Here is a 12,690-nt window from a genome sequence, read left to right as displayed (position 1 = left end):
GCCGCGCGATCATGCCCGCGCGCTTTCGACCCGGCCGGCTTCCGCCAGGGGTTCAATTCCGGGCGCGCCAGAGTTCTGAAATCGTCGTTTCGTAAAGATCGAGAGCTTCGTCGTCTCCCTCGACGCTGCGCTTGCCCGCCTCAGCGCACGCCATGGCGTCGAAACCGACGGGAGGCGGGTTTGTCGAATCATCGGAGACGACGTCTGCGACGCTCTCGTCTCGCAAAGTCGGTGGCGTTGTTTTCGCCAGCCGATCCGCTCCATTTTCAAGCAGCCAGCGCAGCGCAGCGACGCTCGCATAATAAGCCGCCGCGAGCAGCGGCGTCATCCCGCTGCGATCATAGCCGTCAACCGAGGCGCCAACAGTTTTGAGCTGCGCAAGCGCCGCCGGCGAATCGGCGACGCTCGCTTCGACCATCGGCGTGTGTGGTCCGCGGTCGTCCTCGACCGTCACGCGCGCGACAAGCTTGTCGGCGATTAGCGACAGAATGCCGAACAGGGCCATGCGCGCGGCAGGATCGGCGTGCGTTTCGACGATGGAGCAGGCGCCGACGAACGGCGTCCAGACGCCCGCCCCGCTTTCGTCACGCAGCACGGAAACGTCGCTCGCGCCATCAAGGATCTGGGAGACAAGCCGGATGTCGATGTCCCCCGCCTCCGCGCCTCCAACGAGGGCCGATTCGAATAAATGATACATATCATAGACTGAAAGCTCGGCCGCCGCGGGAGAAGCGAGCGTCGTGCGTGCGGCGTCGAGCTGGAGTCGTCCGAAGGCGGACGCCGACGCCATAGACGTCGGCGGCGCGCCGGCGGGGCCCGGCTCTCCCTCGACGATCATGACGGCGTCCGGAATCGGCTTGTTCGCGTCGGCGGGAAAGCGGGCGCCCAGACTATTGCGCATGGCGTCGATGACGGCGATGACGCGGGCGCGGCTGTCAGACCATTCGATCCGGCCAAGAGGGGCAAGCGGCTTCGAGAGATTGAAGCATCCGACGCTCCAGAGATAGCCGTCCGCCGGATGGAACAGAACGCCCGAGCGGCCGCGCGTGCCCAGCAGACGGACGCAGGGCCGCGAGGCCTGTCCAACCACGCCGCTCGCTGAATAGCCGAGAGTCCGGTAGAGCGTCACGCCATGATCGTTTCGATCGCCGGCGTGCGTCGAAAGCGGATAGACGCCAGCTTCGACGCGGCGATGGTTCGCTCGCCCGGTCGCATTATTGTCCCCCGGACCCTGTCGCTCGTAGACTGCGCCCGAAAGCCCGGGCAGAGCGACGCCTTCGAAATAGCATGTATATGAGCCGACCGTGCGGTCGAAGGCGCGGCCTCGCGCACGCTCGCAACGCGTGCGCTTGATTTTCATGACGAAGCCTCCTCTATCGATTTCTGAATGAGAACCGCCGCCCGGACGCGGCGCCGGCCGTGGGGAGGGGTCTGGCTTCGGGGATGCGCTCCGCGGCGAGAATTTGGCGTGAAGCGCCGTGAGCGCGCGCGCATATCCGGGGTCGTCGCGTCGCCATGCGTCGCTAAGAAAGGCGATGAAGTCCTCGGATGTGCGCGTTCGCTCGCGCCAGCCGTCGAAGGCCGGATCACGCTCCAGTCGCCGCCGATAGCCTTCGACGAAATGGGCAAGGTCCAGAAAGCGGCAGAAATCGCCCTTCTCGGGGCGCGTGGGATGCGGCGTCCTTGCGGCGATGTCAGATAATTGTTCCGACCATTCGAGTCCCGCGAAATTATAATGCCGAAACGCAAGCGGCGAACGGCCGAAATCAGATTCATGCGCCCATTGCGCGGCAAGGACCGGAGCCATGCGCGCAAGGTCCGGATCTGCCGCCTGATGCTTGAGGACAAGCTCCCGAAAAAGAGCGGCGTCCGCTGGAACGCCGTCAAGATTGACAGGGAGGCCATCGCCCGGGTCATGCCGCGGCTCGACGCGAACGGAGCGTAGAATACGTCGCTCGATCGCGATCACCCGGTCTGCGTAGCCTGGATTGCCGCCCGACCAGATGCGGCCGATGAAGCGTATGAAATCATGGGACGAGCGTTTCGCGGCCTCGCGCCATCCACGATAGGGCGATCGGTCCAGAAACAGAAAATAGCCCTTTATGAAATCGTCGATGCTGGCGAAGCGCAAATACCAGTCGAAGCCGTCATGCGCTTCGTACCAGATTTTTTGCGCCGAAACCTGGGTCAGGATGGGCTCCACCTCGCTCAGCGCCTTCATGCCGGCGAAATTGAAATGATCCGTGGCGAGGCGAGACGTCCCCCATCCGGATTCCTCGGCCCATTGGGCGAGTGTGATCGTTTTCAGACTTTTCGCCGTCTCCGCGTCCATGCCCGCTATGGGTGGATCGAGCGAGTCGTAAGTTTCCTGTAGTCGCGCGAACAGGCCGTCCGTGGCGGCGTCAGAGACCTGACCATCCGTGTTTCCAGGCTGCGGCTTTGGCGCGGGACGACCGACAAAATCGGCATAGGCGCCGACCACGGCCTCGGCGAGCTGTTGTTTCATACGCACGCCGAGCTCTGCGTCAGCGGGGTTGTCGCCGAAGAACGGTTCGATGAGCGCAGAAGGATGGATTTGAGCTACATTGCGAGCGCCACGCGCGTAGCCGGAGCCGGGTTGGCCAGGCATATGGACGCCGCGATCCTCATGGCGGCGGCGGCGATCAAACAGAGCAGCGATCCTGTCTTGCAGCAACTGCGCCCAGGGGCGCGACGCTTCGGCGCCGTAAAGAGTCAGCGTGCCCTTCGCGACCGGAGCGCCGGCGGCGTTGAAATGAAGTTCGACCGTCGCCGCGGGCCCCCAGGTCTTGACCGGATCATATGAGCCGGCGATGTCCATGCCGTCTCTCGTGAAGAGTTTGCAGCGGACGCCCTGCGTGGCGGCGACCGCGAAAATGCGTCTCGCGAGATCGGCGTTCCATCCATATTCCAAACGGTCGTCGGGGGCGAACGGCGGACAGGCCCCTTCCGCTCCCGGGCTCGCGCGCTTATGCCCGACCATGACCGCGAGACCGTCAGGCGCGCGCATCGTCGCCGAAAGATCAACGCCGCCGGGTTCCGTCGAGCGGCCGGCGGCGAGGCCGGCGGCGATGTCTTCGAGCTCTTCGCGTAACGCCCACTCAAGTTCGAAGACGTCATCGTCGACGTTCGAAGCCGACGCCGCCGCGCTTTCGGGCCGACTTATCCGGGACAACATGAGACGGGCCGCTTCGAGACGGTCTGCGAGCGCAGAAATGCGATCTGGCGCCAACGCGACGTTTGAAGGATCGGACATGGGATGATCTCCAAAAATTGAAACACGCCGCCCGCGAATTAGATCATCCCCGTCAGGTTCACTCTCTTCTCCGGTCGAGCGGCTCGATCCTCGGGTTGGAGAAGGCGCGCTTTTCCTGTTCGTCGGCGAAATTCGACGGAAGCGCGTCGTCAAAGGCTTCGACCAGGTAGCCGCCCTCTTCCGGATCGAGGGCCGTCACGCCAAAGTCACGGTTGAGCGCCTCCCTGGGAAGACCGAGCCGAGCGGCCGCCTCCTCGAGACTGGGCGTCTGGCCTGGGGCGCCAGGCACGGTGAGCAGCACGGATTTCCGTTCTGTCATGTCGCATATCGCCTTGATCAGCCGCCCAGTTCATACGCCGCAAATCGCCGCCGCGGCGTCGGGATCGATGATCCCGTAGCCATAGTCGCCGTTCCATCCAGGCGTCGTCCCGCCGCCGGGACGCGCCGTAGCGGCGATCTGCGCAAAGAGCGCCTGCGGGGCCATGGCGGAAGGCGGAACCTTCGTCCGGATCGCTGCGACGCAACCGGCCGCGACCGGACACGCCGCGGATGTTCCCGTGTCCGGCGACCCGGCTCCGAAAGCTTCAGAACCAAGAAAATGGGTGTAGGCGGCGACATCCGGCTTCTGCTGCGGCATGCCGGAGATGGACGGCCCCTGCGACGAATATCCCACACGCATGTTGGATACGTCGCAACCCGCGACTGTCAATACGTCGCTGCTGGCGTTCACGCCCATGATCGTTCCAGCCGTACGCGATTTGCATCGCATGTCAGCGCATTGGACTCCACAATTGCCGGCCGCGAAAATGATGTCCGCCCCGGAGCGCGCCAGCACGCCGGCCAGTTGAATGAAGGGATGGTTTGGATTGTCGATGTAACGACCGGGATGGCCGGATGGAAAATCCCAGCTCGGATGATAGATTCCCCAACTGTTGCTCACCACAAGCCCCGCGTATCGCGGGCCTCTGGCGGCGAAGGCGACGCCCCAGAAGGCGATGAGTTGCGCGTAAGCCTGAACCGCGACGCTCAGCGTGCGCCCCGTCATCGCACCGCCCGGCGCCGTCGCGGCGAGTATCGGAAAATCGAGCAGGGTCGCCTCCGGCGCGACGATCAGCGTGTCAAAGGCGCACATCGTCCCGTGGTCGATCGGATAGGTTCCAGGAGCCGTAACCGTTCCCGGAGGCCGCCAGGAGTTGACGGCGTCGAACCGTGGCATGACATTGAGCTTCGCCCGCAGATGATTGATGTTGACGCCCGTGTCCATGATCGCGATCGCGACGCCTCTGCCTGTCAGGCCGCGCGCCTGGAGCGCCTGAACGCCAAGCCCAGAGACGACCTGCTGCACGCCGCCAAAGGCAGGCGTGCCGACGCAGGTCAAGAACGGCGCAATGACGGGATCCGAGAACAGCGCCTGACCTTCGATTTCAGCGGGAATATCGTCCGCGCTCTCCGCGTCGACGAAGCCGCGGACGATGAAGTTTTCTGAATCGTCCGCCCGAAGTTCGTCGGCGCTCATGTCGGAAACCGGACCGGCGCCCAAGGGCACGGCCGAAAACTCGGGATCGATCTCGAATCCTCTTGGAAGATCCGCGCGCCGAAGGTCGACCGGCGGGCCGCGCCTTTCCATCGAAGACTGTGCGGATTCTCTGAATGGCTCCTGCGCGGGAAGCGTCGCTAAAACGGGAACACGCATGATCGGCCTGCGACAGTTAGAAGTTCTGGAACTGGGGTCCGGCCCCTGATCGTCCGACAGTCGAGCCGGCCCGCAACGACCGAAGCGGCAAACATATTATGTTAGAAATATATTGTCGGCCTCTGACGAGGCGGCGTCATTCCGCCGATCGTTCGCGCCGAGGCAGTTTTCGCATGGATAAAGCCGACAACTTGCGCGGCGAAGGATCGCCCGGCGGCGAGCGTCCATCGCCGGCGCATGGTTTGGCAAACACGAGGTCAGGTTCGGCAAATCTGCGAAGCGACCTGATCGCCGACCTTCAGCAGTCCCTGCAGCACGGCTCCTGCGGTCACGCCCGCGCCAGGAATAAAAATGACGACGCCAGACACGAATTCCAGAACTGGCTTGGCTTTAGGCCAGATCGAACAGAAATCTTCTTGCGGACTTTGAGCCGCCTCGCCTTCCATTGACGAGACATTTGAAGTGATCAACTCCGCGAGTTCACGCGCTTCAAGGGACATCATTCCCTCCATATGAATTTATTCAAATAGAAGCAGCTTTAGGGTCTGGACCCATAAAATGGTTGGCGTGATCAGCGGTTTGTGATTCACGGCTTCCGAAAGGAAGCGCCGATGAATCGGGATCAGTTCTGGCTGACGGACGAACAATTTTCAAAGATCGAGCCGCATCTGCCGACAAACACGCGCGGCAAGCGGCGGGTGGATGATCGCCGCGTGATCAGCGGGATCGTTCAAGTTCTGAAATCTGGCGGTCGATGGATCGACGCGCCGCAGGAATATGGACCGAGGAAGACGCTCTACAATCGCTTCGTCCGATGGGCGGAAAGGGCGTGTGGACGGCCTTGTTTCAAGCTCTTGCGCAAGCGGGCAGGCCACCGGCCGAGGTTCTGATCGACAGTTCGGCGGTCAAGGCGCATCGCTCGGCCGCAGGCGGTAAAGGGGGGAGAAAAATCAGGCGGTTGGTCGCTCGCGGGGTGGGCGAACGACGAAAATCCACGCGCTGACCGATGCCCTGTGTCGCCCGCTGGCGTTCATACTGAGCGGCGGGCATGTCGCCGATTGCACCGCTGGCGCGGCGTTGCTCACACAGCTTCCCGTCTGCGACATTCTCCACGCCGACAAAGGTTATGACGCCAACGCCATCCGCCGCCAGGTCGAGGATCGCGGCGCGATGCCGAACATCCCACCCAAGGCCAACCGGAAATGGAAAAACTGCTTTTCGCCAGTCCTTTACCGAAACCGGAACGCCATCGAGCGGATGTTCTGCCGGTTGAAGGACTTTCGGCGCGTCGCAACGCGGTACGACAGAAGCGCCGCGAATTTCCTCGCCGCCGTCCACATCGCTGCGACTGTCAGTTACTGGTTATGAGTCTGGACCCTAGTCTATCGGCTTGGAAAAAACAGCTATTTCGCAACCGCAAACCAATATCGCAACGCGAAAACTTGAAGTTATTTTTTATAAATCAACTTCGTGCGGCAAACAAGCGAAAGTTTTCATTTTCTCTTGACTTTCTTTGGCGCCAAGATTTGAAGCGTCTTTTTGACTAGAGACAGACTGAACAAGCTTCAAACGCCGCGCCCCAAACCGGACCGGGTTTGGCGGCCCCAAGCTGCGAGCCGAACCCTCGAAGGCTGACGGGGCCAACCGGCGATATCCGCCGGTTGAAGCGGACGCGCGTCGCCATGCGCCCGTCGACGACGCCGTGGTCGTGGCGTGGTTCGAAACGGCCGCCGACAAAGCCGGCGCGGCGGACCGCTTGCACAGCCTGGAATAGCTCGCGCGGATCCCGTGAAATAAATCTCCGCGGCGGCGCAGGCGGCTTTGCGCGCCGCTCCTGCGGCGAAAAAAAAGCATGGCCGTTCCGGGTAGGAAGACCATGCAGGCGGGCCCGGAATTGAGAAGGGCCGAAAACCTTTCACCTCGGGCGCTGGCGCTCAAGCCGCAGCGCCGGCGGCGCGTTTCTTCTCCGCCACGGGGAGCGGCGAAACAGACGCCTCCTGAAGCGCGAGGCCGAGCAGTTGGCTCGCCGTTCTCCAGGTCGCCGCCTCATAGGCCTCTTGCGTCAGGCCGAGCGAGCCGAAATCGTCGACGCCCTGCTTCATGGGACGGAACGGATAGGAGCTGCCGAAGAGGAACTGGTCACGCATGAAGCCATTGGCGGCTTCGACGTAAAGGCCGCCGCCGGGAGAGAATGTGTACATGTCGGGCGAAACATAAACATTCTCATTGCGGAAAGCGACGGCGACCATCGCGTCGACGTAAGGGTAGAATCCGTGGCAACAGACGAGCGGGAGCTTCGGAAAGGTCCTGGCGACGCGGTCGACGGCGAGCGGGTCGTTATAGACGAGATCAGGCGTCGTCGGCCCCGACATCACGAAGGCGGGCACGCCGCATTCAACGCAAACTTCGTAGAGCGGCATAAGCCGCTCGTCGTCGGCCTTCATCGGCGTCGCGTAGAAGCCGGCGTCGAGATTGAGGCCCTTCATGCCGAGATCGCGGATGGCGTGGCGCGCCGCCTCGACGGCGCCCTCGCGCCCCAGCTCGATCGGATCGACCGAGGCGATCCCGACGAGTCGGCCGCCCGACGCGTCGGAAAGAACGGCGAGGCTCTCGTTTGGCACCCGAACGCCCGGAACGCTGCGCGCAACCATCACGGCGACGGAGATGCCGGCGGCGTCCATCTCGGCGATGAATCCATCCGCGTCCCTGGCTCGGGCGAAATGGTCGACGTCCCGCCCGCCAACGCGCTTGTTGAGCCAGCGCACGACCTCATACGAGGGCGCGCAAGGCGCCGCCCCGAAGAAAGGGTGGAGAAACGACGGCCGGCTCCGCATGTCTACGATCGGCTGAGTCTGTGGCATGGCGGTGTCCTTGTGGTTGGGGTGATCAGATAATCAGCGCCTGTCGCTGCGCGCGTTGACGCGGCGCGGTCCCGTCGGGCCCGGTCCGCGGGCGGCGTCAGGCGAACTTGTCGAAACGGATGCGATCGGCCCGCAGACCGCCTTCGGCGATGAAGATGCGCAAGGTCGCGTCAACCATCGGCGGCGGGCCCGCGACGAAGCCGGTGACGTCGTCCCAGCGTCCCGCCATGCGGGACGAGGCGACTTCATGGACCATGCCGGCGCCGATCTGGACGCCGGGAAACTGCGGATGCGCCGACGCCGCGACGTCCTCATGCGAGATGGCCAGCGTGGCCTCGACGGCGCCTTGTCCCGCCGCGACGAATGCCGCGAGTTCTTCAACGTAAAAGGCGTCCGCGAGGGCGCGCGCGCCAAAGAACACCGAGCCGCGCCAGCGTGCGAAATGCCCGACGTCGAAGGCGCGCCGCATGATCGCCATCATGCCGGCGAGGCCGGAGCCGCCGGCGACGCAGACGATGTCGCCGTCAGCCTCCGGACGGAACGTCGCCCGGCCGAGAGGACCCCTGACCTCGACCTCCGCGCCGGCCGGGCGACGGTCGAACAGCCAGTCTGAAAAGGCGCCGCCCGGCTTGCGCTTGACGACCAAACGCAGACGTTGCGCGCCGGCCTCGCAATTGACCATCGAATAGGCGCGACGGCCGACGAGCCCCGGCGCCTGCAACGTCACGAACTGGCCGGCGTCGAAATCCATCGGCGCCGACAGGTCGAGGTCGAAGTCGATGACGTCGGCCGTCAACCGCCTCAAGCCACAGATGCGGCCGCGCCGCCTCATGGCGCGGGGCTTGGCGACGGCGGGCTGGCGCAGGCCGGTGCGAACGCGCAGCACGCAGTCGCCGGTCGCGCGGGCCTGGCACATCAGGACGTCGCCCTTGTCGCGGCGCAGCGACGCGTAACCGGGCGCATCCGTCCAGCCAGGCTCGACTGCGCCCTGCATGACGCGGGCGTGGCAGGAGCCGCAGGTTCCCGTCGCGCATTCGTAAGGCAGGTCATAGCCCGCCGAAAGCGCGGACATCAGGATCGTTTCATCCGGCGCGGCGGAGAAGGCGAAACGATCAGACTTCGTCTCGACGCCGACGGTCGCCGCGCCGCGTTGCGCGGGCTGGCCGTCCGGCCCCGACCGCTCCAGGGGGGAGAGATCCGCCATGCTACTTGAAGAAGTCATCGTCATTGTCGTCGGCGCCTTCAAATTCATAGACCAGCTCTTTGTCGACATAGGCGCAGACGTCGCCGTCTTCGACTTTCACCTCGTAGGTTTCGAGCGGCTTCTCGGTTTCGCCGATCATCTCGAGGGTGTGGAGATTCCACGCCCACAGATGCTTGGTGCAGGTCAGCACACACCGGGCGACCACGCCCGACTTGTCGAGCGGCTCCTCCATGTGCGGGCATACCGGAGGCAGAACGCGAAATGCGCCGCCGTAATTGACCACCGCGAGCGGCACGCCGCCCACCACGAACTTCGCAACCGTGTCGGGGGGAACGTCCGACACGCCGCACACGCGTTTCCAGGCCACGGCTTTTGTCCTTTGCAGTCGGGCGGCTCAATCCGGCTGATCGCGCCCCACGCGCGGGACCGGCGCATTCGGCGGAATCAGATCGGCCAGTGCGAGCCCTTGTCGAGGCGGCGCTCGTCGATGCGCACTTCGCGCTTGAGGAATTTTGGCTCGGATTCGTCGTCGAGAGCGAAGGTGTCGTAATATTTGCCGACGAGGAAAAGGCGGCTTTCTCCGGCGTCGACATGCGAGTTCACGCCGTCGAGAAGGTTCTGGTAGACGACGAAGGAGCTGACCGCGCTGGCGCTGCGCCCGTCCTCCGCCAGCTCCACCATATACACCGAAGTATGCCGGCGCAGCGGAGAATGGTCCGTGTTGTGTTTTGGCAGCAGATTGATCAGATGCTCCATATCGCTGCGCTTGCCCTGCAGATAGGTCATGTCCTTGCGGATTTCAGGGCTGTAGGACTTGATCGCGTAGTGGAAATCGTCGTGGCACATGCCGAGCCATTCGTCCCACCGTTGATCATCCAGCATGATCGTTGCGCGATAGATGGCGTCGCGCACCTTTCCCGCGACATCGGCGCCGTTGCAGCTCATGTTCGTTTCCTCGGGAATGGCGCCGACGGACTTCGCGTCGGCGTCGTGATTTCAGCTTCGTCACATCGCGGCGCGGCTCGGCGGCCGCGCGTCGCCCCGCGCCTATTCGGCGGCGGTCGCCGTCTCGAGCTCTTTCGGCGCGAAGGGCGCGTCGGGATCGTCCGCCCGCCGGTTCATCCAGCGGCTCCACTCCTCGTAGTAATGGCGCATGCCGACCTCGTCGTGGATCGTCTCGTTCTCATGGCGGCCGTGGAGAATCCTGCGCGGCTCGCTGCCGGGAAGCATGGCCGAGCCCTGGCCGGTCACGCCGATGAGATCCTCATGCAGATTGCGCCCGAAAGGCCCCCAGATCGAGTTGTGGTGATTGACGCGCGCCTCCCTTTCGGCCGGCGTGTCGCGCTTGAGGCCGAGGCCCCTGAACTCGATCATCACCTTGCCCGGCCCGAGCGGCGTGACGATGTCGCAGCGCAGCGCCGAGCCGCGCAGGTTGAAGTTCATGCCGGGGAAAAGGTCGACCATGTGCCACTGATTGGGCGGCAGATGCGGGAAGGAAAGTTCGCCGCGACTCTGAAAGCCCTCATACTGCTCGTAGTTGACCTCGAACGTGCCGACGGTGACGTGCCCATGGGCGAAGGCGTCGTTCTTGCGCGCGAAATAGGCGTCGTTGAAGCCGGTGACGCGGTTATGGTAGTGCATGTAGTCGTGATAGAATTCGCTGTTGGTGTCGTGCCACAGCTTGTAGTTCGTATCGATGATCGCCTTGTGGTAGTGAAAGACCTCGAGCGGCTCGGCGTCGATCGACTTGCGCAGGCAGGCGAAGGGCTCGCCCGCCCACTCCTCGAGCGAAAGCGCCGGCTGGTCGTCGAGATTGACCCAGACGAAGCCGCCGAACTTCACCTCGCAGCGGAGCCGCCGCAGGCCGATGTCCTCCTTGCGCAGCCGGTCCTGGTAGCCTTCCTTTTCGCGGCTGATGTAGACGCAGTTTCCCTTCATGTCATATTGCCAGGCGTGAAACATGCAGGTCATGCGCTTGGAATTGCCCGAGGGCGAACCCTCGAGAAAACTGCCGGAGGGGCGGCGCTCGATCATCATGCCGCGATGCGGGCAAACATTCAGGAAGGCGCGGACCACATTGTCCGGCCCGCGCGCGACGACGATCGGCTCGCGGGCGATCGAGGCGGTGCGGAAATCGTAAGGCTCCGGGATCTCCGACTCATGACATACCGGGATCCATGCATGCTTGAAAATTCTCTCAAGCTCGTCCTCGAAAATGCCCCGGTCCGAGTAGATTCGGCTGTCCACCCACTCGCCGCGCGCGAGCGGCGGCGCGGCGTTCCACTGTTGACGCGTTTTCGCGGACATCTTTCTCCTCCCGTTGCGCTTTGGCCGCGCCGGCGCCGGACGCCTCCGGCGAAACAGCGCCGCCGCAGCGGATGTCGCCGACGATCGCCCTGAATGACGCCCATGGAAAATGAAACGATCCTATGGCCCGATTGACCGGGTGAATTAGCTGGACGTGGCGCGGCGCCGCGTTTTTTGCGGCGCGGCATAGGCGTAGACTATGTTCAAATCAGAGAAATTATTTGCCGGGGCGCCGGCGATGACTTAACCAAATCTCATTTGACAGGGATGTCGCCGGTGTTGCATCGCCTTCACGATCAGCAGTTTAGGCGCGTTTTTGCGCTTCCTCGGAGCGTCGTGGAGCGACTGCCGGGCGTTCTCTTGTGCCTTGGCGTGGCGCTCGTCTCGATGGGCCTTCAGCACGTCGAGGAGTCGATCTTCAACCACCCTTATGTCGAGGCGCTGGTCGTCGCCATCCTGCTTGGCATGGCCATCCGCTCGGTCTGGACGCCGGGGCCGCGCTGGCGCGCGGGCGTCGGCTTCAGCGCCAAGCAGCTTCTCGAAGTGGCCGTGGTGTTGCTCGGCGCGTCGATCAGCTTCGCCGCGATCCTCGCCTCGGGGCCGTTCCTTCTCGTCGCCGTGCTTGCGACGGTGGCGCTCGCGCTGGCGTCGAGCTACGGCCTGTCGCGTTTCCTCGGCCTGCCGCGCCGGCTGTCGATCCTCATCGCCTGCGGCAATTCGATCTGCGGCAATTCGGCGATCGCCGCGGTCGCGCCGGTGATCGGCGCCGACAGCGACGACATCGCCTCGTCGATCTCCTTCACCGCCATCCTCGGCGTCGTGGTGGTGCTCGGCCTGCCGCTGCTCATTCCGCTGTTTGAACTCTCGCCGAAGCAATATGGCGTGCTCGCCGGCCTCACCGTCTACGCCGTGCCGCAGGTGCTCGCCGCGACCGTGCCGGCCGGGCTCGTCAGCACGCAGATCGGCACGCTGGTGAAGTTGATGCGGGTCCTGATGCTGGGCCCGGTGGTGCTCTTTCTCTCCTTCGTCGTGCGGCGGCTCCAGGGCGAGGCGGCCGCCGCGCCGCGGCGTCGCTTCGGCGCGTTCAAGGTGGCGCCGTGGTTCATTACGGGATTTCTCGCGCTCGCCGCGGCGCGCTCGGTCGGGGTCATCCCGGACTTCATGGTCGCGCCGCTGACGAGAATCGCCGTCGTCCTGACCGTCATCTCGATGGCCGCGCTCGGCCTTGGCGTCGACCTGCGGGTGATCAGCCGCGTCGGCGGCAAGGTCACCGCCGCGGTGACGCTTTCGCTTGTCGGCCTGGTGATCGTCAGTCTGATCCTCGTCCACGTCCTCAGCCTTGGCTGAGCGG

Annotated in this window: 10 protein-coding genes and 1 pseudogene; 2 read left to right on the top strand and 9 right to left on the bottom strand. The window is 64.1% G+C overall.

Annotation, left to right across the window (positions count from 1 at the left end):
• Window positions 1-52: 52 nt before the first annotated feature.
• The 4 genes from ACILRB_RS06955 to ACILRB_RS06940 form a co-directional block, all read right to left on the bottom strand.
• Complete coding sequence (locus tag ACILRB_RS06955) at window positions 53-3,427, bottom strand: glucosaminidase domain-containing protein (RefSeq protein ID WP_395665569.1); 3,375 nt, start codon at window positions 3,425-3,427, stop codon at window positions 53-55.
• The gene (locus ACILRB_RS06950) at window positions 3,333-3,575 is read right to left on the bottom strand and encodes a hypothetical protein (protein WP_395665568.1); all 243 of its coding nucleotides are present in this window, start codon (window positions 3,573-3,575) and stop codon (window positions 3,333-3,335) included. Before ACILRB_RS06950 ends, ACILRB_RS06955 begins: the two co-directional genes overlap by 95 nt.
• 48 nt (window positions 3,576-3,623) lie before the next feature.
• Window positions 3,624-4,967: a S8 family serine peptidase gene (locus ACILRB_RS06945; protein WP_395665567.1), complete on the bottom strand. Its 1,344-nt coding sequence runs from the start codon at window positions 4,965-4,967 to the stop codon at window positions 3,624-3,626.
• A 257-nt stretch (window positions 4,968-5,224) separates the two neighbouring features.
• Window positions 5,225-5,470 (bottom strand): hypothetical protein, encoded by a 246-nt coding sequence (locus tag ACILRB_RS06940; RefSeq protein WP_395665566.1) that lies wholly within the window; start codon window positions 5,468-5,470, stop codon window positions 5,225-5,227.
• Window positions 5,471-5,578: 108 nt separating this feature from the next.
• Between ACILRB_RS06940 and ACILRB_RS06935 the strand changes: the two are divergent.
• Window positions 5,579-6,335, top strand: a pseudogene (locus ACILRB_RS06935) (IS5 family transposase).
• Window positions 6,336-6,901: 566 nt separating this feature from the next.
• On the opposite strand, the gene ACILRB_RS06930 reads toward ACILRB_RS06935, so the two are convergent.
• The 5 genes from ACILRB_RS06930 to ACILRB_RS06910 all read right to left on the bottom strand — a co-directional run bounded on the left by ACILRB_RS06930 (window position 6,902) and on the right by ACILRB_RS06910 (window position 11,339).
• Window positions 6,902-7,828: an amidohydrolase family protein gene (locus ACILRB_RS06930; protein ID WP_395665565.1), complete on the bottom strand. Its 927-nt coding sequence runs from the start codon at window positions 7,826-7,828 to the stop codon at window positions 6,902-6,904.
• Window positions 7,829-7,925: 97 nt separating this feature from the next.
• Window positions 7,926-9,056, bottom strand: a complete 1,131-nt coding sequence (locus tag ACILRB_RS06925) for a 2Fe-2S iron-sulfur cluster-binding protein (RefSeq protein ID WP_395665564.1) — start codon at window positions 9,054-9,056, stop codon at window positions 7,926-7,928.
• The gene (locus ACILRB_RS06920; protein WP_395665563.1) at window positions 9,034-9,399 is read right to left on the bottom strand and encodes a Rieske 2Fe-2S domain-containing protein; all 366 of its coding nucleotides are present in this window, start codon (window positions 9,397-9,399) and stop codon (window positions 9,034-9,036) included. Before ACILRB_RS06920 ends, ACILRB_RS06925 begins: the two co-directional genes overlap by 23 nt.
• A 77-nt stretch (window positions 9,400-9,476) precedes the next feature.
• Window positions 9,477-9,977 carry an aromatic-ring-hydroxylating dioxygenase subunit beta gene (locus ACILRB_RS06915; RefSeq protein WP_395665562.1) on the bottom strand — a complete coding sequence of 167 codons (501 nt, stop codon included), beginning with the start codon at window positions 9,975-9,977 and terminating at the stop codon, window positions 9,477-9,479.
• A 102-nt stretch (window positions 9,978-10,079) separates the two neighbouring features.
• Window positions 10,080-11,339: an aromatic ring-hydroxylating dioxygenase subunit alpha gene (locus ACILRB_RS06910; RefSeq protein ID WP_395665561.1), complete on the bottom strand. Its 1,260-nt coding sequence runs from the start codon at window positions 11,337-11,339 to the stop codon at window positions 10,080-10,082.
• A 267-nt stretch (window positions 11,340-11,606) separates the two neighbouring features.
• Here ACILRB_RS06910 and ACILRB_RS06905 point away from each other — a divergent pair, with 267 nt between their 5' ends.
• Window positions 11,607-12,686, top strand: coding sequence for a YeiH family protein (locus ACILRB_RS06905; protein ID WP_395665589.1), 1,080 nt, complete (start codon window positions 11,607-11,609; stop codon window positions 12,684-12,686).
• The last annotated feature ends 4 nt before the right edge of the window (window positions 12,687-12,690 follow it).

The sequence above is a fragment of the Methylocella sp. genome, assembly GCF_044226135.1.
In the GTDB taxonomy this organism is placed as follows: domain Bacteria; phylum Pseudomonadota; class Alphaproteobacteria; order Rhizobiales; family Beijerinckiaceae; genus Methylocapsa.
This window is presented reverse-complemented; position numbering and strand designations above follow the sequence as displayed.